Consider the following 24,918-nt stretch of genomic DNA (forward strand, 5'->3'; position numbering starts at 1 on the left):
GTAAAAAGTTGGCGTTACGTGCCATCGGGCGGTAATTTGCACCAATCTAACATACAGACTGTAAAACGGTAGCCAAACGGCTTATAAATCCTTCCTTTCGGATTCGCAGGACAGAGACAATGAACAAGCCCAATCAGCAAGGAAATACCTTCTCTAAAAACGATGTAGAAATTATTGCACGCGAAACGCTTTATCGTGGTTTTTTTTCGCTGGACTTGTACCGTTTTCGCCACCGTCTGTTTAACGGCGAGATGAGCGGAGAGGTGACGCGCGAAATTTTTGAGCGCGGGCATGCCGCAGTCTTGCTACCCTTTGACCCGATACGTGATGAGGTTGTGCTGGTCGAGCAGATTCGCATCGCGGCGTATGATACCAGCAAAAGCCCGTGGTTGCTTGAGATGGTCGCCGGTATGATTGAAGAGGGCGAATCCCCTGAAGATGTTGCCCGGCGTGAAGCGGTAGAAGAAGCCGGGCTGGAAGTCGGGCGAACAAAACCGGTGCTGAGCTATCTGGCCAGCCCCGGCGGCACCAGCGAAAGACTGTCGATTCTGGTCGGTGAAGTCGATGCGACGACAGCGAAAGGGATTCACGGCCTGGCGGAAGAAAACGAAGACATTCGGGTGCATGTAGTAAGCCGGGAGCAGGCTTATCAGTGGGTAGAAGAGGGGAAAATCGACAACGCGGCCTCTGTCATCGCCTTGCAATGGCTGCAATTGCATTATCACCATTTACGTAACGAGTGGACAAAATGAAGCGTTATACACCTGACTTCCCGGAAATGATGCGCCTGTGCGAAACCAATTTTGCTCAGCTGCGCCGCCTGTTGCCTCGAACCGATACGGCTGGCGATGTCGCGGGTTATCAGGTGGGTAATGCGCAGTATCGACTCACTATCATCGAATCGACTCGCTACACTACATTAGTCACGATTGAACAGACGGCGCCAGCGGTAAGCTACTGGAGTTTACCGTCGATGACGGTGCGTCTTTATCATGATGCGATGGTGGCTGAAGTGTGTTCGACTCAGCAGATCTTTCGCTTCAAAGCAAAGTATGATTATCCTAATAAAAAGTTGCATCAACGCGACGAAAAGCATCAAATTAATCAGTTCCTGGCGGACTGGCTGAGATACTGTTTAGCACATGGAGCGATGGCGATTCCGGTTTGTTAGCGTCGTGAAACCTAAGGACACCATTTGGAAAGCCTGTTAAATCTGCCTCTGGCTGGTGAGACCAGAGTCAGGATATTACAAATTACTGATACTCACCTGTTTGCTGAAAAACATGAAACGCTGTTAGGCATCAATACCTGGGAAAGCTACCAGGCCGTGCTGGATGCCATCCATGCTTCACAGCGTGAATGCGATCTGATTGTGGCAACAGGCGATTTGGCGCAGGATCATTCAGCCGCGGCCTATCAGCACTTTGCTGAAGGTATCGCGAGTTTTGCCGTGCCCTGCGTCTGGCTACCGGGCAATCATGACTTCCAGCCAGCGATGTACAGTACGCTGCAGGAGTCAGGCATCTCCCCGGCTAAACGGGGTTTACTGGGCCAGCACTGGCAAATATTATTGCTGGATAGCCAGGTCTTCGGCGTGCCGCACGGCGAACTGAGCGACTTCCAGCTGGAATGGCTGGAGCAGCGCCTGTCAGAAGAACCTGAGCGATACACGCTACTGTTGTTACATCACCACCCGCTTCCTTCGGGCTGCAGCTGGCTGGATCAACACAGCCTGCGCAACGCCGGCGCGCTGGACCGCGCACTGACCGCTTTTCCACGGGTGAAACATCTGCTCTGCGGCCATATTCATCAGGAACTGGATCTCAACTGGAACGGACGGCGGATGATGGCGACCCCATCAACCTGTGTACAGTTCAAGCCCCATTGCGCCAATTTTACGCTGGACACGATATCCCCCGGCTGGCGCTGGCTGGATCTCCATGCCGATGGGACCTTGACCACCGAAGTCTGCCGCCTTAAGGGCGTGAAGTTTCACCCGGATATTGCTTCAGAAGGATACTGATGGCTACGCTCCTTTATCTGCACGGTTTTAACAGTTCACCGCGGTCGGCAAAAGCGACGGTGCTGAAGGAGTGGCTGGCGCAGACCTTTCCTGAAATAAACATGGTGGTGCCGGAACTGCCTGCCTATCCGGCCGAAGCCGCAGAGTTACTTGAGGCGATAGTGCTGGAACACGGCGGGGAACCGCTGGGGGTTGTCGGCTCTTCCCTCGGGGGCTACTACGCCACCTGGCTATCGCAGTGTTTTATGCTGCCAACCGTGGTGGTTAACCCGGCGGTACGCCCTTTTGAACTGCTGAACAATTTCCTTGGCCTCAATGAGAATCCGTACACCGGGCAGCAATATGTGCTAGAGTCTCGCCATATTTACGATCTCAAAGTCATGCAAATCGACCCACTGGAAGCGCCCGATTTACTCTGGCTGCTGCAGCAAACGGGCGATGAAGTGCTTGATTACCGCCAGGCCGTTGCTTATTACGCTTTATGCCGGCAGACGGTCGAAGAGGGCGGCAACCACGCATTTGTCGGCTTTGAAGGTCATTTCACTCAGATTATCGATTTTCTGGGTCTGCGTTAAGCAGCCTTGGATCACCTACGAATACACACCATGACGCAATCTTCATATAACGCTGATGCCATTGAGGTCCTCACCGGGCTTGAGCCGGTTCGCCGCCGTCCGGGGATGTACACTGACACAACACGTCCTAACCATCTCGGTCAGGAAGTTATTGATAACAGTGTGGATGAAGCACTGGCTGGCCACGCGAAACGCGTGGAGGTCATTCTTCATGCCGATCAATCGCTGGAAGTAATCGACGACGGGCGCGGAATGCCGGTTGATATCCACCCGGAAGAAGGGGTTCCGGCCGTTGAACTGATCCTCTGTCGGCTGCATGCGGGCGGCAAGTTCTCCAATAAGAGCTACCAGTTCTCCGGTGGTTTGCATGGGGTGGGGATTTCGGTGGTCAACGCCTTGTCGAAACGCGTTGAAGTGAACGTGCGTCGTGATGGTCAGGTCTACAGCATCGCCTTCGAGAACGGCGATAAAGTCGAAGATCTCCACGTCACCGGCACCTGCGGCAAACGCAACACCGGGACCAGCGTGCATTTCTGGCCTGATGAAAGCTTCTTTGATAGCCCGCGTTTCTCCGTAACGCGCTTGACGCACGTGCTGAAAGCCAAGGCGGTACTTTGCCCGGGCGTTGAGATCGTGTTCCGCGATCAGGTCAATAACAGCGAGCAGCGCTGGTGTTACCAGGACGGCCTGACGGACTATCTGTGCGAAGCGGTGAACGGCCTGCCGCTGCTGCCGGAAAAACCGTTTGTCGGCAACTTCTCCGGGGAAACCGAAGCGGTTGACTGGGCGCTGCTGTGGCTGCCGGAAGGCGGCGAGCTGCTGACGGAAAGCTACGTCAACCTGATCCCAACCATGCAGGGTGGGACCCATGTGAACGGCCTGCGTCAGGGGCTGCTTGAAGCCATGCGTGAGTTCTGTGAATACCGCAATATCCTGCCGCGCGGCGTGAAGCTGTCGGCGGAAGATATCTGGGATCGCTGCGCCTACGTGCTGTCGGTGAAAATGCAGGATCCTCAGTTCGCCGGTCAAACCAAAGAGCGTCTCTCTTCGCGCCAGTGCGCGGCCTTTGTCTCCGGCGTGGTGAAAGATGCCTTCAGCCTGTGGCTCAATCAGAACGTTCAGGCGGCGGAGCTGCTGGCCGAAATGGCGATCTCCAGCGCCCAGCGCCGGATGCGCGCGGCCAAAAAAGTGGTACGTAAAAAGCTGACCAGCGGCCCTGCGCTGCCGGGCAAGCTGGCGGACTGTACCGCTCAGGATCTGAATCGCACCGAGCTGTTCCTCGTCGAAGGGGACTCGGCGGGCGGTTCAGCCAAGCAGGCGCGCGATCGTGAATATCAGGCGATCATGCCGCTGAAAGGCAAAATTCTGAATACCTGGGAAGTCTCTTCCGATGAGGTGCTGGCGTCGCAGGAAGTCCACGATATTTCGGTGGCGATCGGTATCGATCCGGATAGCGACGATTTAAGCCAGCTGCGTTACGGCAAAATCTGCATCCTGGCGGATGCCGACTCCGATGGTCTGCACATTGCCACGCTGCTGTGCGCCTTGTTTGTGAAGCACTTCCGCACGCTGGTAAAACACGGCCACGTGCATGTCGCGCTGCCGCCGTTATACCGCATCGACCTCGGTAAAGAGGTGTACTACGCCTTGACCGAGGAAGAAAAAGCCGGAGTGCTGGAGCAACTGAAACGCAAGAAGGGCAAACCTAACGTCCAGCGCTTTAAAGGGCTGGGCGAAATGAACCCGATGCAGCTGCGTGAAACCACGCTTGATCCGAATACCCGCCGCCTGGTGCAGCTGATTATCAGCGATGAAGATGAGCAGCAGACGACGGCGATGATGGATATGCTGTTAGCCAAGAAGCGTTCGGAAGATCGCCGTAACTGGCTGCAGGAAAAAGGGGATATGGCGGATCTGGAAGCCTGACCGGTGGTGTTATCAGAACTGGCGCTGCCGCCAGTTCTGAGGCATGGCTGTTGTACTTCTCTTCAGCACTTCTCTTCAGTATTTCTCTTCGCGTCGCCGGATGACCTTCCCGGCTTCGCCAGCGCTTAAATACCGGACTGCAGGATCCGAATAGTGGTGTCCAGCACGTCGCCTTTCACCGCTTCACCGTAGGCTTTCATGTGCGGCGTTTGCAGGTGCGCTTCAAGATGGGCAACGCTTTCCCACTGCTCAACCATGACGATGGAATCCGGGGAGGTGCTCTGAAAACTGACGCCTGCCGCGTGGTCTACCAGCGGCGCATAGCCGTGGCAACCTTCTTCCTGCAAAACGACAGGGGTAATTTTAGCAAACTGCTCAAGCACGGCCTGACGATGGTGCTGGCCTGGGCGGGTGCGAATTTCTGCGATCACTGTCAACATGATTAACTCAACTCCTTCTGTAGGTAGAGCTTTAGTTAACCAAAAATTTGCGCCAGATGCTTGCGATATTCTGCGATGTAATGCGGAACATCAGGCAGTTTAATCACGTCGTTGGCGATAAACGTCGGCAGGGCGGTCATGCCGAGGAACTGGTTGGCTTTATGGAACGGCAGATAAACACCATCAACGCCGACGCCGTGGAAGAACTGGTCTTTATCGGTAAAGGCCTCCATCGGTGCGTTCCAGGTCAGGGAGAGCATGTACTGTTTGCCCTGGATTAAACCGCCGGAGCCATATTTCTTGCTGGCGTCGGAGCGGGTACGCCCGTCGCTGGCATACAGCGAGCTGTGGCCTTCGGTGAAGACATCATCAATGTATTTCTTCACGGTCCACGGCGCGCCCATCCACCAGCCCGGCATCTGCCAGATAACCACGTCGGCCCACAGGAAATTCTGCACTTCTTGTTTGACGTCGTAATCGCTGTCGGCACGAACGATTTTAACATCATGCCCGGCGTCGCGCAGATAGCCATCCGCGACCTCGGTCAGGGTGTCATTCAGTTGACCGTTGGAGTGGCCGAATTTTTTCGCGCCGTTGATAATCAGGATTTTGCTCATTTTTTACCCTTCAATGTTCAATTTTGTCGTCAATTTTACCCCGGAGGGCGAAGCGGGAAAATGAGCAAAATGTGCAAAGTCTTTTGCTAAATTCACAATAATAACGGTTACCAGCGCACCAGCGCCTCGAAACCGCCTTCGCGGACGGCGTTGAAATCCACCGTCATCTGGTGCAGCGTGGCGATCCGACGGACGATGGAGAGCCCCAGCCCGCTGCCGGGGGCATCCTGGCCCGGCGGACGATAGAAGCGCTCGCCGATACGCGCCAGCGCCTCGGGGCTAATGCCTGGGCCATTATCACGGACGGTAAACTGGCGAGCATCGAGAGTGATATCCACCTGGCTACCGCGCGGGCTGTAGCGCACCGCATTATCCAGCAGGTTACGCACCAGCAGGCTCAACAACAGCGGCTGGCCCTGGCGCATGACATGGCTGGCGTGCAGATGCAGGCGCAGATCGATCCCGGCCTGTTGCGCAGCGTGGTACATCTCCATCACCGACGATTGCAGCAGATCATCCATGACAAGGGTCTGCACGTCATCAAGCTGGGCCAGTGAATCCAGACGCGACAGCGTCAGGAGCTGGTCTACCAGCCGGGTAGCGCGGTCAATCCCTTCATGCAGCTGCGCCAGTGCCCTGTCGCGCCCCTGCGGGTCGTCCGTCGACAGCTGTGCGACCTCGGTCTGAACCTTCAGCGCCGCCAGCGGGCTACGCAGTTCGTGGGCGGCATCGGAGGTGAACCGCCGCTCGCGCATCATGGTGTCATGGGTGCGAGTAAACAGCTGATTCAGCGCCTCGACAAGCGGCCTGACTTCACTGTGCACCTTGTCGACGTCCAGCGAGTCGGGCGAGTCAGGCGCGCGCAGGCGCAGAGTGCGGGCCAGCTGTTTCAGCGGCGCCAGCTCGCGGCTTAACAGCACAATCAGCAGCAGGAACATCAGCGGCAGCGCCACCAGCCACGGCGTCAGCTGCGAGGTGACGATATCCAGCGCCATCTCCCGGCGGTAGTCCCATTCTTGCCCGACAACGATGCGGTAGCGGCCATCACGGGTGGTTAACTGGAGAAAGCGCCATTCGTCGTCATCGTTATTCAGATGGCCATCGCTGAACCCCTCCCGGCGGTTACTCCACGGGATATCCTGGCCGTTTTCGCCATCGTGCATGATGTTCTTGCCGTCGGCGCTGAAAATCGCGAACGCCAGCGCATCGTCATCAAGATGCCCGTGTTTGACCTTCTTTTTGGCCCTGATCTGCGGAGGCAGGGTGTGCAGTTCGTCGAAATTGATGGTGCTCAGGCGGCGGGCAAACAGCAGTTGCTGGGTATCAAACAGCTTATCCAGCTTTTCGGTGGTTTGTTGCCAGGCAATAAAGCTGGCGATGCCCCAGGCGGCGCTGGTCAGCAGGAAAAAGAGTAACGTCAGACGCAGGCGTAGGCTCAGGCGTTTCATGCGTCACCAAGCGTGTAGCCGATACCGTGAACGGTACGAATAAATTCGCTGCCGAGCTTGCGCCGCAGGTGATGCACGTGCACCTCGACCGCGTTGCTGGAGACATCGTCGTCCCAGTTATAAAGCTTCTCTTCAATCAGCTTACGCGGCAGGACGCGTCCGGCATTGCGCATCAGTAGTTCCAGTAAGGCGAACTCCTTGGGTTTTAGCGGTAGATTTTCGCCGTTCACCGTCACCGTCAGGCCGCTGGGGTCCAGCGTGACCTCGCCATGACGCAGTTGGCTGCTGCTCTGGCCGTGCGCGCGGCGAACCAACGCTTCCAGGCGGGCGGCAACTTCAATCAGCGCGAAGGGTTTACACAGATAATCATCGGCGCCGAGGCGCAACCCTTCTACCCGCTGATTGAGCGCATCGCGAGCGGTGAGGATCAGCACCGGCTCATGATGACCCCGATCGCGCCACGCGCGCAGGATATCCAGCCCGTCGATACCGGGAAGCGTCAGGTCGAGGATCACCGCATCGTAAGGGGCGGTATAGAGCGCGGCTTGTCCGGCTTCGCCGCGGGTAAACCAGTCGACGCTAAAGCCCATTTTCGCCAGCCCGGCTTTAATGCCATCGCCGATGAGCTTATCGTCTTCCACCAGTAAAATACGCATTGGTCACTCCTGTGGGGATCGCCTTCCTGCAACGCGAATTATTTAGGGTATAGAGGCAGTAAACCGCGTTGCAACCGTCGCTGTACAGCAATAAAATTTCTTTTTACCGCTTAAGAAGTTGTTAAGTTTTGCCTGATGTAATCGTGACGATATAAACATAAAGGGAGAACCTATCATGAAGAAAATTGCTGCAATGACCGCTATCGTGGCCTTGATTTCCATGCCGGTACTGGCGGCGGAGCAGGGTGGTTTCAACGGACCTGCCGCCACGCAATCCAGCCAGACGTCAACGCAAAACGGCGGCTTTATTGGCCCTAACGGCAGCGTCACGACGGTGGAGAATGCCAAATCGCTGCGCGATGACACCTGGGTTACCCTGCGCGGTAAAATCGTTCAGCGCATCTCCGACGACCTGTATAAATTCCAGGATGCTTCCGGAACCGTGAATGTGGATATCGATCACAAGCGCTGGAACGGCCTGACCGTGACGCCGCAGGACACCGTGGAAATTCAGGGCGAGGTCGATAAAGACTGGAACTCGGTGGAGATCGACGTCAAACAAATCACCAAAGTCGCCCCCTAATCGCGACATCGGGCACCTGCGCTCGGGAATGATTCCCTCGCTCTGCCAGGGTATTTAACTGCCGCTGAACGGATTCTCGCCAAAGAGAATCCTCAGCCGATCTCACGGCCTGTGACTCAGGGCGTGAGATCGGGTATTATCGCCGGTAGTTTTGCCGCCCGCACGGTCGGTACGCAGATTGAGGATTCACGATTAATGAGCGATATGGCAGAGCGCCTTGCGCTGCATGAATTTACGGAAAATGCCTACCTGAACTATTCCATGTACGTCATCATGGACAGGGCATTACCGTTTATTGGCGATGGCCTGAAACCGGTCCAGCGTCGCATCGTTTATGCGATGTCCGAGCTGGGACTGAACGCCAGTGCTAAGTTCAAAAAGTCCGCCCGCACCGTTGGTGACGTGCTGGGTAAATATCACCCGCACGGCGATAGCGCCTGCTATGAAGCCATGGTGCTGATGGCGCAGCCATTCTCCTACCGTTATCCGCTGGTGGACGGGCAGGGGAACTGGGGGGCACCGGACGATCCTAAATCCTTCGCCGCGATGCGTTACACCGAATCCCGTTTGTCGAAGTATGCAGAACTGCTGCTGAGCGAACTGGGTCAGGGAACCGTCGACTGGGTGCCGAACTTTGACGGGACGATGCAGGAGCCGAAAATGCTGCCTGCGCGCCTGCCGAATATTTTGCTCAACGGCACCACCGGCATTGCCGTGGGGATGGCAACCGATATTCCTCCGCACAACCTGCGTGAAGTGGCGCAGGCGGCGATCACCCTGATCGAAAAGCCGCAGACCTCGCTCGACGAGCTGCTGGATATCGTCCACGGGCCAGATTACCCGACCGAAGCGGAGATCATCACCCCGCGCGCTGAAATCCGCAAAATCTACCAGAATGGTCGCGGCTCGGTGCGCATGCGTGCGGTATGGAAGAAAGAAGACGGCGCGGTGGTGATCAGCGCGCTGCCGCATCAGGTCTCCGGCGCGCGCGTGCTGGAGCAAATCGCCGCCCAGATGCGCAATAAAAAGCTGCCGATGGTTGACGATCTGCGCGACGAATCGGATCACGAGAATCCGACTCGTCTGGTGATTGTCCCGCGCTCCAACCGCGTGGACATGGAACAGGTGATGAATCACCTGTTCGCCACCACCGACCTCGAAAAAAGCTATCGCATTAACCTGAACATGATCGGCCTCGACAATCGCCCGGCGGTGAAAAACCTGCTGGAGATCCTGTCGGAGTGGCTGACCTTCCGTCGCGATACCGTGCGTCGTCGTCTGAGCTACCGTCTGGAGAAGGTGCTCAAGCGGCTGCATATCCTGGAAGGTTTGCTGGTCGCCTTCCTCAATATCGATGAAGTGATTGAAATTATCCGCCACGAGGATGAACCGAAGCCGGCCCTGATGTCGCGCTTTGGCATCAGCGAAACCCAGGCGGAAGCAATCCTCGAGTTAAAACTGCGCCATCTCGCCAAACTGGAAGAGATGAAGATCCGCGGCGAGCAGAACGAGCTGGAAAAAGAGCGCGATCAGCTGCAGGCGATCCTCGCGTCAGAACGCAAGATGAATAACCTGCTGAAGAAAGAGCTGCAGGCCGACGCCGACACCTTTGGTGACGATCGTCGTTCACCGCTGCGCGAGCGTGAAGAAGCGAAAGCGATGAGCGAGCACGACATGCTGCCATCTGAGCCGGTGACCATCGTGCTGTCGCAAATGGGCTGGGTGCGTAGCGCCAAGGGCCATGACATCGATGCGCAGGGCCTGAGCTATAAAGCGGGTGACAGCTGGAAAGCCTCGTCGAAAGGCAAGAGCAACCAGCCGGTGGTGTTCATTGATACTACCGGGCGAAGCTACGCCATCGATCCGATTACGCTGCCTTCGGCACGCGGCCAGGGCGAGCCGATTACCGGTAAGCTGACGCTGCCGCCGGGCGCCAGCGTGGAACACATGCTGATGGAAAACGACGACCGTAAGCTGCTGATGGCTTCTGATGCCGGCTACGGTTTCGTCTGCACCTTCAACGACCTGGTGGCGCGCAACCGTGCGGGCAAGGCGCTGATCACGCTACCGGATAACGCCCGGGTGATGGAGCCGCTGGTCATTGAAGATGAGTCCGACATGCTGCTGGCGATAACCATGGCCGGGCGTATGCTGATGTTCCCGGTCAGCGATCTGCCGCAACTGTCCAAAGGCAAAGGGAATAAGATTATCAATATTCCTTCGGCGGAAGCCGCCTCCGGGCAGGATGGTCTGGCGCACCTGTTTGTACTGCCGCCGCAGAGCACGCTGACGATTCATGTCGGCAAGCGTAAGATCAAACTTCGTCCGGAAGAGCTGCAAAAAGTCACCGGTGAACGCGGTCGTCGCGGCTCATTGATGCGCGGATTGCAGAAAATCGACCGCGTGGAGATTGATTCACCGCGTCGTGCATCGGCAGGTGATAGCGAAGAGTAAGATGAGCATCCCTTGGCGCAAAACCGGGGGATGCTAAAATTTGCCGCAAAATCGTTGTTTATTCAGGTGTTGCGATTAACAATAGGCGCAAAATCATTCAATACCTGCCGGGGCGATCGGCGCATAACCCCGGCGCCAGCAATTTGCTAAACAACGAATCAGGCGGTTTGGGTTTTAGAGGTAGCTATGCTATTTATTTTTCGACTAATTGTTGTTGTTATTTATTGTATCTTTGTGTGCATATTTGGCTGTATTTACTGCTTGTTCAGCCCGCGGAATCCAAAACATGTTGCCACCTTCGGGCATCTGTTTGGCCGGCTGTCCCCGGTATTTGGCCTGAAAGTAGAAACGCGTAAGCCTGCCGATGCTGAGCAGTATGGGAATGCGATCTACATCGCTAACCATCAGAACAACTATGATATGGTGACGGCATCCAATATCGTGCAGCCGCCGACCGTTACCGTAGGTAAAAAGAGCCTGGTGTGGATCCCGTTCTTTGGCCTGCTTTACTGGCTGACGGGGAACCTGCTGATTGACCGAAATAACCGGGCGAAAGCGCACGGAACGATTTCACAGGTCGTCGATTCGTTTAAAAAACGCAACGTCTCTTTCTGGATGTTCCCGGAAGGTACCCGTAGCCGTGGCCGTGGCCTGCTGCCGTTTAAAACCGGCGCTTTCCATGCGGCTGTCGCTGCTGGCGTGCCGATTATTCCGGTATGCGTTTCTAACACTTCGAATAAAATTAACCTCAATCGCCTGAACAACGGTCTGGTGATTGTTGAAATGCTGCCGCCGGTCGATACCAGCCAGTACGGTAAAGAGAACGTTCGCGCGCTGGCAACGCACTGTCGCGAACTGATGGCCGCGAAGATTGAAGAGTTAGATCGTGAAGTTGCCGAGCGCGAAGCGGCGGCAAAGAAATAAAGCAGGAACTGCCGCGATAACGCGTGCACGTGGCTAGCGGGAAACGAATTCCCCTTTTGATTTGTTTGTATTTCATGGAGTTAATATGTCATTCAGTCGGCGTCAGTTTATAAAGGCTTCAGGCGTAGCGCTATGCGCGGGAGCCGTGCCGCTGAACGCACATGCCGCCGGCCAACAGCCTGCACTGCCGGTGCCGCCGCTGCTGGAGTCGCGCCGCGGCCAACCGCTGTTTTTAACCCTGCAGCGGGCGCACTGGTCATTTACTCCCGGCACCCGCGCGTCGGTCTGGGGCGTGAACGGTCGCTACCTTGGGCCGACAATCCGCGTGTGGAATGGGGATGATGTTAAGCTGATCTACAGCAACCGTCTGACGGAAAACGTCGCTATGACCGTTCGCGGCCTGCAGGTTCCCGGCCCGCTGATTGGCGGGGCGGCTCGCATGATGTCGCCGAACGCCGATTGGGCGCCGGTGCTGCCGATTCGCCAGAGCGCTTCCACTCTCTGGTATCAGGCGAACACCCCCAACCATATGGCCAAACAGGTATACAACGGTCTGGCCGGGATGTGGCTGATAGAAGATGAGGTCAGCAAAAATCTCCCGGTGCCGAATCACTACGGCGTCGATGACTTCCCGGTGATCATTCAGGATAAGCGCCTTGATAACTTCGGTACGCCGGAGTATAGCGAGCCGGGCAGCGGTGGTTTTGTTGGCGATACGCTGTTGGTGAACGGCGCGCAGAGCCCGTATGTCGAAGTATCACGCGGCTGGGTGCGCCTGCGCCTGCTGAATGCCTCTAACTCCCGTCGCTATCAGCTGCAGATGAGCGATGGCCGGCTGATACATGTTATTTCTGGCGACCAGGGCTTTTTACCAGCCCCGGTGTCGTTGAAGCAGCTGTCGCTGGCTCCCGGAGAGCGGCGCGAAATCCTGGTCGATATGACCAACGGCGATGAAGTGTCGATCACCTGCGGTGAAGCGGCCAGCATTGTTGACCGTATACGGGGCTTCTTCGAACCTTCAAGCATCCTGATTTCCACCCTGTTATTAACGCTGCGTCCGACGGGCCTGCTGCCGCTGGTGACCGATAGCCTGCCGGTGCGCCTGCTGCCGACGGAAATTCTCACCGGGACGCCAACCCGCACCCGCGATATCACGCTGGGCGACGATCCGGGTATTAACGGCAATCTGTGGGATCCGCAGCGCATTGATATTACTGCACAGCAGGGGACATGGGAGCGCTGGACGGTGCGTGCCGATCGGCCGCAGTCGTTCCATATTGAAGGCGTGATGTTCCAGCTGCGCAACGTTAACGGTTCCGTTCCGTTCCCGGAAGATCGCGGCTGGAAAGATACCGTGTGGATTGACGGGCAGGTGGAACTGCTGGTGTACTACACCCAGCCTTCCTGGCCCCACTTCCCGTTCCAGTACTTAAGCCAGACGCTGGAACTTGCCGACCGTGGATCTATCGGTCAGATCCTGGTAAATCCGGCACCGTAATGCCGCATACCCCAGCCGCATCATGGTTGGGGTATAAGAAAATCTCCCTTCATTTCTATCATCGATCCGGCTTATAATCGCCGGCCTTTGATTATTTTTTTATCATTTTTCCGGAAGCAATATGAGCGCAATATCCCTGATCCAACCGGATCGTGACCTTTTTTCCTGGCCGCAGTACTGGGCCGCCTGCTTTGGCCCCGCGCCGTTTTTACCAATGTCACGCGAAGAGATGGATCAACTTGGCTGGGATAGCTGCGACATTATTCTGGTAACCGGCGATGCCTATGTTGACCATCCGAGCTTCGGTATGGCTATCTGCGGGCGCATGCTGGAGGCGCAGGGGTTCCGCGTCGGGATTATTTCCCAGCCGGACTGGAACAATAAAAATGACTTTATGCGTTTGGGTAAACCGAACCTGTTCTTCGGCGTCACCGCCGGCAACATGGATTCGATGATCAACCGCTATACCGCCGACCGTAAACTGCGTCACGACGATGCCTACACCGCGGGCAACGTTGCCGGTAAACGCCCGGACCGCGCCACCCTGGTTTACACCCAGCGCTGTAAAGAAGCGTGGAAAGATGTCCCGGTTATCCTCGGCGGCATCGAAGCCAGCCTGCGTCGTACCGCGCATTACGATTACTGGTCTGATACCGTACGTCGTTCGGTGCTGGTGGACTCGAAGGCCGATATGCTGATGTTCGGCAACGGCGAACGCCCGCTGGTTGAAGTGGCGCATCGTCTGGCCGCCGGTGAGCCGATTGGCCACATTCGCGACGTGCGCAACACCGCCATTATGGTCAAAGAGGCGCTGCCTGGCTGGAGCGGCGTGGACTCCACGCGTCTGGACACCCCAGGCAGAATCGACCCGATTCCGCACCCGTACGGTGAAGATCTGCCGTGCGCGGATAACAAAACCGTGGCGCCGCCGAAACAAGAAGCCAAACAGGTGACCGTTCAGCCGCCGCGCCCGAAACCATGGGAAAAGACCTACGTTCTGCTGCCTTCCTTCGAGAAGGTCAAAGGGGACAAGGTACTTTACGCCCATGCGTCACGTATTCTGCATCATGAGACCAACCCTGGCTGCGCCCGCGCGCTGATGCAAAAGCACGGCGAGCGTTATATCTGGGTAAACCCACCGGCGATCCCGCTGTCGACGGAAGAGATGGATAGCGTGTTTGCGCTGCCATATAAGCGCGTTCCGCACCCGGTCTACGGCGACGAACGTATCCCGGCTTACGAGATGATCCGCTTCTCGATCAACATTATGCGCGGCTGTTTCGGCGGCTGTTCGTTCTGTTCGATCACCGAGCATGAAGGGCGCATTATTCAGAGCCGTTCCGAAGATTCGATCATTAACGAAATCGAAGCCATTCGCGACACGGTACCGGGATTTACCGGTATTATCTCCGATCTTGGTGGCCCGACGGCCAACATGTATATGCTGCGCTGTAAGTCGCCGCGTGCTGAGCAAACCTGTCGCCGCTTGTCCTGCGTCTATCCCGATATCTGCCCGCACATGGACACCAACCATGAGCCAACGATCAATCTGTATCGCCGCGCTCGCGATCTGAAAGGGATCAAAAAAATCCTGATCGCTTCAGGTGTGCGCTATGACATCGCCGTTGAGGATCCGCGTTACATCAAAGAGCTGGCGACCCACCACGTGGGCGGCTATCTGAAGATCGCGCCGGAACATACCGAAGAAGGCCCGCTGTCGAAAATGATGAAGCCGGGTATGGGGAGCTACGACCGCTTTAAAGAGCTGTTCGATAGCTATTCGAAGCAGGCGGGCAAAGAGCAGTACCTGATCCCGTACTTTATTTCCGCCCACCCGGGAACCCGTGACGAAGATATGGTGAACCTGGCGCTGTGGCTGAAGAAAAACCGTTTCCGTCTCGACCAGGTGCAGAACTTCTACCCGTCGCCGCTGGCTAACTCGACCACCATGTATTACACCGGCAAGAACCCGCTGGGTAAAATTGGCTATAAGAGTGAAGAAGTTGTGGTGCCGAAAGGGGACAAACAGCGTCGCCTGCATAAAGCGCTGCTGCGTTACCACGATCCGGCAAACTGGCCGCTGATTCGCCAGGCGCTGGAGACCATGGGCAAGAAACACCTGATTGGCTCGCGCCGCGAGTGTCTGGTGCCTGCACCGACCCTTGATGAGATGCGTGAAGCACGCCGTCAGAACCGCCACACGCGCCCGGCGTTAACCAAACATACGCCAATTGTGCATCAGCGTTCGAACGGCGAGGCGACGGCGAAGAAGCCGGTAAAACGCGCTAAGAGCGCCAGTCGCTAAAACGACGGTATTTGCCCGGTGACGTGTTGCTTGCCGGGTAGACGATACGCTGAAAAAGCTGAAAAAAAGCCGGACTGACGTGAATGCCAGTCCGGCTTTTTTACTTTTTAGTCGCCAGGTTTTTACCCGCCAAACTGATCTGGATCCGGGCCAAGACGCTTGTTCTGGTCCAGTTTTGCCATTTCACTCATTTCGTCTTTATCGAGGCGGAAGTCCCAGACGTTAAAGTTCTCGGCGATACGCGCCGGGGTCACGGATTTAGGAATGACCACCAGACCGTTGTCCAGATGCCAGCGAATGACGATTTGCGCCGGCGTTTTCCCGTACTTATCTGCCAGATGGTGGATAATTTTCTGATCAAACACCCCTTCACCGCCCTGTGCCAGCGGGCTCCAGGATTCAGTCTGGATCTTATGGGTGGCGTTCCAGGAATGGAGCTGACGCTGTTGTAGCAGGGGATGGAGTTCCACCTGATTGATCACTGGCGCTACGCCAGTTTCATCGAGCAGCCGCTGCAGATGGTGGACCTGGAAATTACAGACGCCGATGCTCTTGATCAGCCCCTCTTCTTTCAGCGCGATCAGGTTTTTCCAGGCGTTAACGTAGTGGTCTACGGCCGGAACGGGCCAGTGGATAAGGTATAAATCGACGTAGTCGAGCTGCAGTTTACGCAGGCTCTCCTGCAGTGCTTCACGCGGATGTTTTTGGTCGTCATTCCACAGCTTGGTGGTAATGAACAGCTCATCGCGTGGGACGCCTGCACTGCTTAACGCCGTGCCGACGCCGCTCTCATTCTGGTAGGCTGCGGCGGTATCAATGGAGCGATAACCGACTTCCAGCGCCTTATGAATGGCGGAGACGACTTCCTCGTTGCCTGCTTTCCACACGCCGAGACCCAACTGTGGCATCAGATTGCCGTCGTGCAGTTTTATAACGGTGGGATGTGTCATGCCTTCCTCCTGTTAATGAAACCTGGCGGTATTCATTCCGCCAGGGGGTAGCATTAAGTCTGGACGAAATAGCTCAAAACGGTAGTTAAACTCTTCTCCATCGCCTCGGATCGGGCGATGGAGAGGTGACAAACGCGGACGAACTTAGCGTGCAGCCTCGTAAATCCGGCGGCTGACGTCGAGGGTGATATCCTGATTTTCACCCAACTGAGTCATGCCATGTTCTTCCAGTTTAGCCAGTAACGCCGGAATGGAGCTCCCGTCCAGGCCGTAATCAGAAAGACGGGTTGGGACGCCCATCTGTTCGAAGAATTGACGCGTCGCCGCAATAGCTGCATCGATGCGCTGGTCTTCAGAACCTTCGGTGATATTCCAGACGCGCGCGGCATATTGCAGCAGTTTGGCGCGTTTGGTATCGCGTTTTTCATTCCACAGCACCGGCAGCACGATGGCCAGAGTCTGCGCGTGGTCAAGACCATGCATTGCAGTCAGTTCGTGTCCCAGCATATGGGTTGCCCAGTCCTGCGGCACGCCAGCGCCGATCAGGCCGTTTAACGCCTGGGTCGCGGCCCACATGATATTGGCACGCACATCGTAGTTTTCCGGCTCCTGCAGCGCTTTCGGGCCATCTTCAATCAGGGTCAGCAGAATGCCTTCGGCAAAGCGATCCTGAATTTTGCCATCAACCGGATAGGTGACGTACTGCTCAACGGTATGGACAAAGGCGTCAACCACCCCGTTAGCTACCTGGCGCGGCGGCAGGGTGTAGGTGTAAACCGGGTCGAGGATCGCAAATACCGGCTGCACGTGAGAAGACATAAAGGCGCGTTTGTCGCCGGTGGTTTTACGGGAGACCACAGCACCTTTGTTAGATTCGGAACCAGTGGCTGGCAGCGTCAGCACGGAGCCCATCGGGATCGCGCTTTTCACGTTGCTGCCGTAGGTTTCGAGGATTTCCCACGGATCGACGTTTTCGTCATAGTGCGCCGCCGCGGCGATGAACTTAGTACCATCCAGTACCGAACCACCGCCAACGGCCAGCAGGAAGGAGACCTTTTGTTCGCGGGCGATTTTGACGGCGTTCATCAGGGTTTCATAGGAAGGGTTAGGCTCAATCCCGCCAAACTCCAGCACGTCAAAACCATCCAGTGCGCTGAGCACCTGATCGAGCACGCCGGTTTTCTTCACGCTACCGCCGCCGTAGGTCACCAGAATACGGGCATCTGCCGGGAGCTGATCGCGCAGGTTGTCGATGGCGCCTTTGCCAAACAGGATGCGGGTTGGGGTATATAGATCGAAATTGTTCATTACGCGTGTCCTCAAAAAATAAAAACTGCCGACAGAGAGAATGCCTCGGCCAGATGACGGTCATTGTGGTCCTGTCGCCTGTTCCTCTCAATGCACATTCCTGCCGTTGTCTTGCCCATTTCTCCATGGTGCTGGAGAAAAGGCAGGAATGTGCGCACAATGCAGTGGTGAGAAAACCGCTGGAGAGTCACCGAAAATGAACCGCGCCGAGATATGTCAGCTGCTGACAGAGAAAGTTAATGCGCTGAAAGATAAAGAAGAAAGTCTCAGTATGCTGCTGCCAGATATCCGTCTGCTGTACGGCACACAGCCGGGTACACGCACCCCGGTGATGTACCAGCCCGGCATCGTTTTTCTCTTTTCCGGCCATAAAATTGGTTACATCAATGAGCGAACTTTTCGTTATGACACCAATGAATACCTGCTGCTGACCGTACCGCTGCCGTTTGAGTGCGAGACCTTCGCTACCCCAGAGGTGCCGCTGGCGGGGTTACGCCTGAATGTCGACATTCTGCAGCTGCAGGAGCTGCTGATGGATATCGGCGAGGACGAACAGTTTCAGCCCGCGATGGCCTCAAGCGGCATCAACTCGGCGGCGTTATCGGAGGAGATCCTCTGCGCGGCGGAGCGGCTGCTGGACGTGATGGAGCGCCCGCTGGACGCGCGTATCCTCGGGAAACAGATTATCCGCGAGATGCTCTACTACGTGCTCACCGGGCCGTGCGGCGGCGCGTTGCTGGCGCTGGTGAGCCGACAGACCCATTTCAGTTTGATTAGCCGGGTTCTGAAGCGCATCGAAAGCCAGTACACCGAAAACCTGAGCGTCGACCAGCTGGCGGCGGAAGCCAATATGAGCGTCTCGGCGTTTCACCATAATTTCAAATCGGTGACCAGCACCTCGCCGCTGCAATACCTGAAAAGCTATCGACTGCATAAAGCGCGGATGCTGATGATCCATGACGGCATGAAAGCCAGCGCCGCGGCGATGCGCGTGGGGTACGAAAGCGCGTCGCAGTTCAGCCGGGAGTTTAAGCGCTATTTTGGCATGACGCCGGGGGAAGATGCGGCGCGGATCCGCATGATTCAGGGAATATAATGGTCAGAACCGGGAAGGCGCGGGTACGCGTCCTCCCGGCAGGAAGGGGAAATCAGGCGTTACAGAATTTTTTCTTGATAACCACGGCCAGGGTGCCGACCAGACCCGCCACCAGCAGCGCAATTGGCAGAATCATCAGGCAGGTCATGACCTGGTCTTCATGGCGTTTGACGAACGGGATCATGCTCAGAGCATAACCCAGACCGGTGACCACGCCCACCCACAGCAGTGCGCTCAGCCAGTTAAAGAACTGGAAACGGCGGTTTGACAGCCCGGAGATCCCGGCCATCGTCGGGAGCAGAGTGCGCACGAACGCCAGAAAACGCCCGGCCAGCAACGCCAGCAAACCATGTTTATCAAACATGCAGGTCGCACGTTGATGATACTTTTGCGGCAGATGCGCCAGCCAGCCTTTCACGGTGGCAGTATTGCCCAGCCAGCGCCCTTGCAGATAGCTCAACCAGCAGCCGAGACTGGCCGCCGCGGTGAGAATGGCAAGTGTCGGCACAAAGTCCATGACGCCTTTAGCAATGAGCGCCCCGGCGAGCAGCAGCAGGCTGTCTCCGGGTAAAAATGAAGCGGGTAGCAGACCGTTTTCCAGAAACAATGTCGTGAACATGACCAGATAAACAACGCCCACAACCTGGGGGTTTGCCAACGCGGCAAAATCATGTTGCCACAGGGCGGCGACAATCTCTTGAATGACAACCATGGACTTTCCTAAGTGGTACCGTATTTGCGAGTAGTGTACTCCTGAAGAGCCCCGAACACCTTGATCTCGGGCGCAACAAAAGCGGCCGCCGATACAGAGCGTCCGCCATTATTGCCAATCACCGTCACTTTACACGATACGAGAGAAGCCTGCCGCTAAATCCGCCCACAGATCGTCAACATTTTCTAATCCAATATGCAGGCGAATCAGCGTGCCGCTGAAATCGACTTCCGCTTCCGGGCGGATGGCGGCGATCTGCTCCGGCTGGTTCGCCAGAATCAGCGACTCAAAGCCGCCCCAGGAGTAGGCCATACTGAACAGGCTGAAGTTGTCAAGATAGGTTGACAGCTCGCTGTCGGTCAGGCGCTTGTTGAGGACAAAAGAGAATAGCCCGCTGCTGCCGGTGAAATCGCGTTTCCAGAACTCATGGCCCTTACTTCCCGGCAGTGCAGGGTGATTGACGCGTGAGACCTGCGGATGTTGCGCCAGCCATTCGGCAATCTGCAGGCTGCTTTCGTGGTGCTGACGCAGGCGAACGCCGAGGGTACGCAGGCCGCGGCTGGTCATATAGGCGGTATCCGCATCCACCATTTGCCCCATCAGGTAGGCATTCTCCCGCAGCTGATCCCAGCAGCGCGCGTTGGATACCGCGGTGCCGACCATCGCATCGGAGTGGCCGATCAGGTACTTCGTCCCGGCCTGAATGGAGATATCGACGCCAAAATCCAGCGCCTTAAACAGCACGCCCGCCGCCCAGGTGTTGTCGATCATGATGATCGCTTCTGGTGCCACGCGGCGCACGGCGGCAACAATAGCCGGAACGTCATGGACTTCCATGGTGATAGAGCCGGGAGATTCCAGGAACACCACGCGGGTATTTGGCTGCACCTGACGGGCGATATCCGCGCCCACCAGCGGGTCAAACCAGCTGGTGGTGACGCCGAGCTTTGCAAGAATTTTGGTGCAAAAGTCCTGGCTGGGCTCGTATGCGGTGTTGGTCATCAGCACATGGTCACCCTGTTCGACGAACGCCAGAATGGTATTGGCAACCGCCGCCGCCCCGCAAGGGAACAGCGCGCAGCCGGCACCGCCTTCCAGTTCACACATCGCTTCCTGTAGGGAAAAGTGGGTGAGGGTGCCGCGACGTCCATAAAACAGTTCGCCTTTCGCCCGATTGCGGGTGGCCTGCTTTTTGGCTTCAACGGTATCGAAAACCAGCGACGAGGCACGCTGAATCACGCTGTTGACCGAGCCCTGAGTATATTTTTTGCTGCGCCCGGCATTCACCAGCGCGGTATCAAGATGTTTGTCCGCCATGTTTTTATTACCTGCTTTTATACGTCTGGACGTCTAAACTAGCATGAATGGACAATCGTGTACTGATGAATGGTCGATACGGGTAAAAATATCGCGAAATCCGCTGATGGCCGCTTTTTTACTGCGTAAGCGCAAAGAATGTAAACGTGATTTGCTGCACAGTGTAAATACTAATGAGAACCACTATCAATTCGATGCTTTTTTGATATTATTGTGCTCAGATTTTGTGATTTACGTCCTGGAGATTCAGCGTGGGTAATAATTTGATGCAGGCGGACCTGTCCGTTTGGGGTATGTATCATCATGCCGATATTGTCGTTAAGGTAGTGATGATCGGCCTGATTCTGGCGTCGGTAGTCACATGGGCTATCTTTTTTGGCAAAGGGGCTGAAATTCTCTCCAGCAAACGCCGCCTCAAGCGTGAACAGCAACTGCTTGCTGACGCTCGCTCCCTCGACCAGGCCAGCGATATCGCAAATAATTTTCACCCGAAGAGCCTGAGCTCGCAGCTTATCAATGAAGCGCAGAACGAGCTGACGCTGTCCGAAGGTGTTGAAGATAACGAAGGCATCAAAGAACGTACCGGTTTCCGCCTTGAGCGCCGCGTGGCGTTCGTCGGCCGTTATATGGGCCGTGGCAACGGTTACCTGGCGACCATCGGCGCCATCTCGCCGTTCGTCGGCCTGTTCGGTACCGTCTGGGGTATCATGAACAGCTTTATCGGGATTGCCCAGACGCAGACCACCAACCTGGCGGTTGTAGCTCCGGGTATCGCAGAAGCGTTGCTGGCAACGGCTATTGGCCTGTTTGCGGCCATTCCTGCCGTTGTTATCTATAACATTTTCGCCCGCATGATCGGTAGCTACAAAGCCTCTCTCGGCGACGTTGCCGCGCAGGTGCTGCTGCTGCAAAGCCGTGATCTTGACCTGAGCGCCAGCGGCGTTAACCCGGTCCGTTCCGCGCAGAAATTACGAGTAGGTTGATGCCCCATGGCGATGCATTTTAACGAAAATCTTGATGATAACGGCGAGATGCATGACATCAACGTCACGCCGTTTATCGACGTTATGCTGGTGCTGCTGATCATCTTTATGGTGGCGGCACCGCTGGCCACCGTTGACGTGAAGGTTAACCTTCCGGCCTCCTCCAGCCAGCCGCAGCCGCGTCCGGAAAAACCGATTTATCTGTCGGTGAAAGCGGACAAAACCATGTTCCTCGGTAACGATCCGATTACGGAAGAGAGCATGATTAACGAGCTGAACGCGCTGACGGAAGGCAAGAAAGACACCACCGTTTTCTTCCGCGCCGATAAGACCGTGGACTACGAAACGATGATGAAAGTGATGGATACCCTGCACCAGGCGGGTTATCTGAAGATTGGTCTGGTGGGCGAAGAAACCGTCAAAGCGAAGTAACCCTCCCGATAACGCTTCTCAGGCTGGCCTTGTGCCAGCCTTTTTTATGCCTGACGCACGGTGCTTATATTGTCATGGCGCTGACAGGTTACGATATAATTCCCACATTTTCATTAACTTACATTAACCTATGGAACGCTTTCTGGAAAGCCTCACGCTGGCTGCGGGCACCGATTTATTTTGGCCTGTCGCTCGGGCTGGTCTCTTATTGATCCGACGACGTTTGCCATAAATTGAGCTGCCCGTCGGCCACGTGCTGGTCAATCCGCGCCAGCTCTTCTGCACTGAAGGTCAGGTTTTGCAGCGCCTGAACGTTCTCCTCAAGCTGCTGTGGACGACTGGCGCCAATCAGTACCGAGGTCACCCGCGAGTCCTTCAGCAGCCAGCTGAGGGCCATCTGGGCCATACTCTGGCCACGGCTATTTGCCATCTCCTGCAATAACCGCAGGCTATTGAGGTTGGCGTCGCTGAGCATATTTTCCGTCAGCCCGCGCGCCCGTTTCCCTTCGTAGAACATCCGCGAGCCTTCCGGGATCTGCTGGAGATATTTGCCGGTCAGCAAGCCCTGCGCCAGCGGCGTAAAGGCGATGCAGCCGACGCCATTCTCCTCCAGCGTATCCAGCAGTCCGCTGGTATCGACCCAACGGTTAAGCAGGTTGTAGGAGGGCTGGTGGATCAGCAGCGGGATCTTCCATTCGCGCAGCAGCGCCGCCATCTCCCGGGTGCGCTCCGGTGAATAGGAGGAGATCCCGACATACAGGGCTTTACCGCTATGTACCGCCTGCGCCAGCGCGGCGGCGGTCTCTTCCATCGGGGTGTTTTCATCGACGCGATGCGAATAGAAAATATCGACGTAATCCAGTCCCATCCGCTTCAGGCTCTGGTCGAGGCTGGAAAGCAGGTATTTGCGTGAGCTGCCGTTGCCGTAAGGACCGGGCCACATGGAATAGCCGGCTTTCGTCGCGATGATCAGCTCATCGCGGTAGGCGGCGAAATCTTCGCGCAGCAGGCGGCCAAAGTTTTCTTCAGCGCTGCCGGGCGGCGGCCCATAGTTATTGGCCAGATCGAAGTGGGTAATCCCCAGATCAAACGCTTTGCGCAACAGGGCACGCTGGTCATCCAGCGCGTGACTATGGCTGAAGTTGTGCCACAGGCCCAGCGACAACAGGGGCAGCTGCAGACCACTTTTGCCGCAGTAGCGGTACTGCATCTGGTCGTAGCGGGTAGGGGCGGCTAACCAGGACATGTTCTCTCCTCGTGAATTAAAACGTTGTTTCTATTTTATCTGGTATGGCACTCTGGTGACGTTTGCTGGATCACAATGCGTAAGATTGCTGGCGACATAGTGAGCTTATGCTTTGCTTAATAGGGCTTCATTTCCGGAGAAAAGATGATGACGCGACTGACGGCGAAAGATTTTCCGCAAGAGTTACTGGAGTATTACGACTATTACGCGCACGGCAAAATCACCAAGCGGGAGTTTTTGCAGCTGGCCGGTAAATACGCCGTCGGCGGTATGACCGCGCTGGCGCTGTTTAACCTGCTGAAACCTAACTATGCGCTGGCAGAGCAGGTGCTGTTTACCGACCCGGATATTCGTGCGGAATATATTCGCTATCCCTCTCCCGACGGCCACGGCGAGGTGCGCGCTTATCTGGTGGTGCCGACCACCGCGACCGTGAAACCGGCATCGGTGATTGTGGTGCATGAGAATCGCGGCCTGAATCCCTATATTGAAGATGTTGCCCGGCGGGTGGCAAAAGCCGGCTATATCGCGCTGGCACCGGATGGCCTGAGCTCCGTGGGCGGCTATCCCGGCAACGATGATGAGGGACGCGAGCTGCAGAAAAAGGTCGATCCGCAGAAGCTGATGAACGATTTTTTTGCCGCCATCGCCTTTATGGAAAAGCATCCGCAGGCGAGCGGTAAGGTAGGGATCACCGGTTTTTGTTACGGTGGTGGGGTGTGCAATGCCGCCGCGGTCGCCATCCCGGAACTGGCCTGCGCGGTGCCGTTTTATGGCCGTCAGGCGCCGGTCGCCGATGTCGAAAAAATTCATGCGCCGCTGCTGCTGCACTATGGGGAGCTGGATAAGCAAATCAACGCCGGATGGCCGGCCTATGAAGCGGCGCTGAAGGCGCACAACAAAGTGTACGAAGCCTACATCTATCCCCAGGCGAATCACGGTTTTCACAACGACTCCACGCCGCGTTATGACCGCGAGGCCGCCGAACTGGCCTGGAAACGGACGCTGGCCTGGTTCGATAAATACCTGAGCTAACTTTGCCGGAAAATTGCCAGAAATAGCGCTAACGCTCGCTCAAAAAATCGCTATATAATTTAGTATATAACGATTAAGAGCCTAATGGGGAGGCAGAGATGGATAACCACTTCGGCAAAGGACTAATGGCGGGGCTCAATGCCCCCCAGGCGGAAAGCGCCAGCGAGGCGGCCAGTTTTTGCACCGACTATAAGCGCGGGTTTGTGCTGGGCTATTCGCAGCGCATGTTTGAAAAAACCGGCGATCGCCAGCTTAGCGCCTGGGAAGCCGGGATCCTGACCCGTCGCTATGGCCTCGACCGTAATATGGTGATGGACTTCTTCAAAGAGGGGCAATCCTGTACGGCGGTGCGTTACTTTATGGCGGGATATCGGCTGGAGAGTTAACTAC

23 protein-coding genes and 1 pseudogene are annotated in these 24,918 nt (G+C 56.3%); 15 read left to right on the forward strand and 9 right to left on the reverse strand.

From position 1 onward, the window contains the following. Positions 1–119 precede the first annotated feature (119 nt). The 5 genes from nudF to parE are packed head-to-tail and all read left to right on the forward strand — an operon-like array spanning position 120 to position 4,524. A complete protein-coding gene (gene nudF, locus ACMYSN_RS18475; protein ID WP_462495725.1) occupies positions 120–752 on the forward strand; it encodes an ADP-ribose diphosphatase in 633 nt (210 codons plus the stop codon). After that, positions 749–1,171, forward strand: a complete 423-nt coding sequence (locus ACMYSN_RS18480) for a DUF1249 family protein (RefSeq protein ID WP_123756442.1) — start codon at positions 749–751, stop codon at positions 1,169–1,171. The genes nudF and ACMYSN_RS18480 overlap by 4 nt, the downstream gene beginning before the upstream one ends. A 24-nt stretch (positions 1,172–1,195) precedes the next feature. Then, entirely contained in the window at positions 1,196–2,023 is an 828-nt protein-coding gene (gene cpdA / locus ACMYSN_RS18485) for a 3',5'-cyclic-AMP phosphodiesterase (RefSeq protein WP_462495726.1), read from the forward strand. Continuing rightward, on the forward strand, positions 2,023–2,598 hold the full coding sequence (gene yqiA / locus ACMYSN_RS18490) for an esterase YqiA (RefSeq protein ID WP_462495727.1): 576 nt from the start codon (positions 2,023–2,025) through the stop codon (positions 2,596–2,598). Before cpdA ends, yqiA begins: the two co-directional genes overlap by 1 nt. A 30-nt stretch (positions 2,599–2,628) precedes the next feature. Beyond that, entirely contained in the window at positions 2,629–4,524 is a 1,896-nt protein-coding gene (gene parE, locus ACMYSN_RS18495) for a DNA topoisomerase IV subunit B (RefSeq protein WP_123756445.1), read from the forward strand. A gap of 125 nt (positions 4,525–4,649) precedes the next feature. On the opposite strand, the gene ACMYSN_RS18500 is transcribed toward parE, so the two are convergent. The 4 genes from ACMYSN_RS18500 to qseB all read right to left on the reverse strand — a co-directional run bounded on the left by ACMYSN_RS18500 (position 4,650) and on the right by qseB (position 7,685). Next, the gene (locus ACMYSN_RS18500; protein ID WP_123756446.1) at positions 4,650–4,964 is read right to left on the reverse strand and encodes a putative quinol monooxygenase; all 315 of its coding nucleotides are present in this window, start codon (positions 4,962–4,964) and stop codon (positions 4,650–4,652) included. A 35-nt stretch (positions 4,965–4,999) separates the two neighbouring features. Then, positions 5,000–5,581: an NAD(P)H-dependent oxidoreductase gene (locus tag ACMYSN_RS18505; protein WP_462495728.1), complete on the reverse strand. Its 582-nt coding sequence runs from the start codon at positions 5,579–5,581 to the stop codon at positions 5,000–5,002. A 107-nt stretch (positions 5,582–5,688) separates the two neighbouring features. Beyond that, positions 5,689–7,029, reverse strand: coding sequence for a two-component system sensor histidine kinase QseC (gene qseC, locus ACMYSN_RS18510; protein ID WP_462495729.1), 1,341 nt, complete (start codon positions 7,027–7,029; stop codon positions 5,689–5,691). Then, positions 7,026–7,685, reverse strand: coding sequence for a quorum sensing response regulator transcription factor QseB (qseB, locus tag ACMYSN_RS18515; RefSeq protein WP_174509491.1), 660 nt, complete (start codon positions 7,683–7,685; stop codon positions 7,026–7,028). The genes qseC and qseB overlap by 4 nt, the downstream gene beginning before the upstream one ends. Before the next feature lie 175 nt (positions 7,686–7,860). On the opposite strand from qseB, the gene ACMYSN_RS18520 reads away from it, so the two are divergent. The 5 genes and pseudogenes from ACMYSN_RS18520 to ACMYSN_RS18540 form a co-directional block, all read left to right on the forward strand. Then, a complete protein-coding gene (locus ACMYSN_RS18520) occupies positions 7,861–8,268 on the forward strand; it encodes a YgiW/YdeI family stress tolerance OB fold protein (protein ID WP_123756450.1) in 408 nt (135 codons plus the stop codon). 195 nt (positions 8,269–8,463) lie between these two features. After that, positions 8,464–10,722, forward strand: a complete 2,259-nt coding sequence (gene parC, locus ACMYSN_RS18525; RefSeq protein WP_462495730.1) for a DNA topoisomerase IV subunit A — start codon at positions 8,464–8,466, stop codon at positions 10,720–10,722. 186 nt (positions 10,723–10,908) lie between these two features. Beyond that, the gene (plsC, locus tag ACMYSN_RS18530) at positions 10,909–11,646 is read left to right on the forward strand and encodes a 1-acylglycerol-3-phosphate O-acyltransferase (RefSeq protein ID WP_123756453.1); all 738 of its coding nucleotides are present in this window, start codon (positions 10,909–10,911) and stop codon (positions 11,644–11,646) included. A gap of 85 nt (positions 11,647–11,731) precedes the next feature. Beyond that, complete coding sequence (gene ftsP, locus ACMYSN_RS18535) at positions 11,732–13,144, forward strand: cell division protein FtsP (protein WP_462495731.1); 1,413 nt, start codon at positions 11,732–11,734, stop codon at positions 13,142–13,144. Between the two features lie 33 nt (positions 13,145–13,177). Beyond that, positions 13,178–15,416 (forward strand): annotated as a pseudogene (locus ACMYSN_RS18540) (YgiQ family radical SAM protein); the annotation flags it as partial. A 155-nt stretch (positions 15,417–15,571) separates the two neighbouring features. Here ACMYSN_RS18540 and dkgA read toward each other — a convergent pair. Together dkgA and yqhD are read right to left on the reverse strand one after the other, a co-directional pair. Continuing rightward, complete coding sequence (dkgA, locus tag ACMYSN_RS18545) at positions 15,572–16,399, reverse strand: 2,5-didehydrogluconate reductase DkgA (protein WP_462495732.1); 828 nt, start codon at positions 16,397–16,399, stop codon at positions 15,572–15,574. A gap of 144 nt (positions 16,400–16,543) precedes the next feature. After that, the gene (gene yqhD, locus ACMYSN_RS18550; protein ID WP_462495733.1) at positions 16,544–17,707 is read right to left on the reverse strand and encodes an iron-containing alcohol dehydrogenase; all 1,164 of its coding nucleotides are present in this window, start codon (positions 17,705–17,707) and stop codon (positions 16,544–16,546) included. Between the two features lie 196 nt (positions 17,708–17,903). Here yqhD and ACMYSN_RS18555 point away from each other — a divergent pair, with 196 nt between their 5' ends. Further along, positions 17,904–18,803, forward strand: coding sequence for an AraC family transcriptional regulator (locus ACMYSN_RS18555; protein WP_174509494.1), 900 nt, complete (start codon positions 17,904–17,906; stop codon positions 18,801–18,803). Positions 18,804–18,855: 52 nt separating this feature from the next. Here the strand turns inward: ACMYSN_RS18555 and yghB are convergent, their stop codons facing one another. Continuing rightward, on the reverse strand, positions 18,856–19,515 hold the full coding sequence (yghB, locus tag ACMYSN_RS18560; protein WP_462495734.1) for a DedA family protein: 660 nt from the start codon (positions 19,513–19,515) through the stop codon (positions 18,856–18,858). A gap of 129 nt (positions 19,516–19,644) precedes the next feature. Then, positions 19,645–20,832 carry a cystathionine beta-lyase gene (gene metC, locus ACMYSN_RS18565; RefSeq protein ID WP_462495735.1) on the reverse strand — a complete coding sequence of 396 codons (1,188 nt, stop codon included), beginning with the start codon at positions 20,830–20,832 and terminating at the stop codon, positions 19,645–19,647. A gap of 251 nt (positions 20,833–21,083) precedes the next feature. On the opposite strand from metC, the gene exbB reads away from it, so the two are divergent. After that, positions 21,084–21,815, forward strand: a complete 732-nt coding sequence (gene exbB, locus ACMYSN_RS18570; protein ID WP_462495736.1) for a biopolymer transporter ExbB — start codon at positions 21,084–21,086, stop codon at positions 21,813–21,815. A gap of 6 nt (positions 21,816–21,821) precedes the next feature. Next, positions 21,822–22,247: a TonB system transport protein ExbD gene (exbD, locus tag ACMYSN_RS18575; RefSeq protein ID WP_123756465.1), complete on the forward strand. Its 426-nt coding sequence runs from the start codon at positions 21,822–21,824 to the stop codon at positions 22,245–22,247. A gap of 205 nt (positions 22,248–22,452) precedes the next feature. On the opposite strand, the gene mgrA is transcribed toward exbD, so the two are convergent. Continuing rightward, the gene (gene mgrA / locus ACMYSN_RS18580; protein WP_462495737.1) at positions 22,453–23,493 is read right to left on the reverse strand and encodes an aldo-keto reductase family protein; all 1,041 of its coding nucleotides are present in this window, start codon (positions 23,491–23,493) and stop codon (positions 22,453–22,455) included. 147 nt (positions 23,494–23,640) lie between these two features. Between mgrA and yghX the strand changes: the two genes are divergently transcribed. Both yghX and ACMYSN_RS18590 read left to right on the forward strand, forming a co-directional pair. Then, positions 23,641–24,528: a YghX family hydrolase gene (yghX, locus tag ACMYSN_RS18585; protein ID WP_462498286.1), complete on the forward strand. Its 888-nt coding sequence runs from the start codon at positions 23,641–23,643 to the stop codon at positions 24,526–24,528. Between the two features lie 98 nt (positions 24,529–24,626). Continuing rightward, positions 24,627–24,914, forward strand: coding sequence for a DUF2623 domain-containing protein (locus tag ACMYSN_RS18590; protein WP_462495738.1), 288 nt, complete (start codon positions 24,627–24,629; stop codon positions 24,912–24,914). The last annotated feature ends 4 nt before the right edge of the window (positions 24,915–24,918 follow it).

It is taken from the genome of Klebsiella sp. R445 (genome assembly GCF_051131755.1).
Classification (GTDB): domain Bacteria; phylum Pseudomonadota; class Gammaproteobacteria; order Enterobacterales; family Enterobacteriaceae; genus Klebsiella; species Klebsiella lignicola.

What these genes read in the sequence shown, in the direction of transcription:
- yqiA (WP_462495727.1), top strand. Translation starts at nt 2,023, where the DNA reads ATGGCTACGCTCCTTTATCTGCACGGTTTTAACAGTTCACCGCGGTCG.
- qseC (WP_462495729.1), bottom strand. Translation starts at nt 7,029, where the DNA reads ATGAAACGCCTGAGCCTACGCCTGCGTCTGACGTTACTCTTTTTCCTG.
- ACMYSN_RS18520 (WP_123756450.1), top strand. Translation starts at nt 7,861, where the DNA reads ATGAAGAAAATTGCTGCAATGACCGCTATCGTGGCCTTGATTTCCATG.
- ACMYSN_RS18480 (WP_123756442.1), top strand. Translation starts at nt 749, where the DNA reads ATGAAGCGTTATACACCTGACTTCCCGGAAATGATGCGCCTGTGCGAA.
- mgrA (WP_462495737.1), bottom strand. Translation starts at nt 23,493, where the DNA reads ATGTCCTGGTTAGCCGCCCCTACCCGCTACGACCAGATGCAGTACCGC.
- ACMYSN_RS18500 (WP_123756446.1), bottom strand. Translation starts at nt 4,964, where the DNA reads ATGTTGACAGTGATCGCAGAAATTCGCACCCGCCCAGGCCAGCACCAT.
- plsC (WP_123756453.1), top strand. Translation starts at nt 10,909, where the DNA reads ATGCTATTTATTTTTCGACTAATTGTTGTTGTTATTTATTGTATCTTT.
- dkgA (WP_462495732.1), bottom strand. Translation starts at nt 16,399, where the DNA reads ATGACACATCCCACCGTTATAAAACTGCACGACGGCAATCTGATGCCA.
- nudF (WP_462495725.1), top strand. Translation starts at nt 120, where the DNA reads ATGAACAAGCCCAATCAGCAAGGAAATACCTTCTCTAAAAACGATGTA.
- metC (WP_462495735.1), bottom strand. Translation starts at nt 20,832, where the DNA reads ATGGCGGACAAACATCTTGATACCGCGCTGGTGAATGCCGGGCGCAGC.
- qseB (WP_174509491.1), bottom strand. Translation starts at nt 7,685, where the DNA reads ATGCGTATTTTACTGGTGGAAGACGATAAGCTCATCGGCGATGGCATT.
- exbD (WP_123756465.1), top strand. Translation starts at nt 21,822, where the DNA reads ATGGCGATGCATTTTAACGAAAATCTTGATGATAACGGCGAGATGCAT.
- ACMYSN_RS18555 (WP_174509494.1), top strand. Translation starts at nt 17,904, where the DNA reads ATGAACCGCGCCGAGATATGTCAGCTGCTGACAGAGAAAGTTAATGCG.
- parE (WP_123756445.1), top strand. Translation starts at nt 2,629, where the DNA reads ATGACGCAATCTTCATATAACGCTGATGCCATTGAGGTCCTCACCGGG.
- ACMYSN_RS18590 (WP_462495738.1), top strand. Translation starts at nt 24,627, where the DNA reads ATGGATAACCACTTCGGCAAAGGACTAATGGCGGGGCTCAATGCCCCC.
- parC (WP_462495730.1), top strand. Translation starts at nt 8,464, where the DNA reads ATGAGCGATATGGCAGAGCGCCTTGCGCTGCATGAATTTACGGAAAAT.
- ACMYSN_RS18505 (WP_462495728.1), bottom strand. Translation starts at nt 5,581, where the DNA reads ATGAGCAAAATCCTGATTATCAACGGCGCGAAAAAATTCGGCCACTCC.
- yghX (WP_462498286.1), top strand. Translation starts at nt 23,641, where the DNA reads ATGACGCGACTGACGGCGAAAGATTTTCCGCAAGAGTTACTGGAGTAT.
- yqhD (WP_462495733.1), bottom strand. Translation starts at nt 17,707, where the DNA reads ATGAACAATTTCGATCTATATACCCCAACCCGCATCCTGTTTGGCAAA.
- yghB (WP_462495734.1), bottom strand. Translation starts at nt 19,515, where the DNA reads ATGGTTGTCATTCAAGAGATTGTCGCCGCCCTGTGGCAACATGATTTT.
- ftsP (WP_462495731.1), top strand. Translation starts at nt 11,732, where the DNA reads ATGTCATTCAGTCGGCGTCAGTTTATAAAGGCTTCAGGCGTAGCGCTA.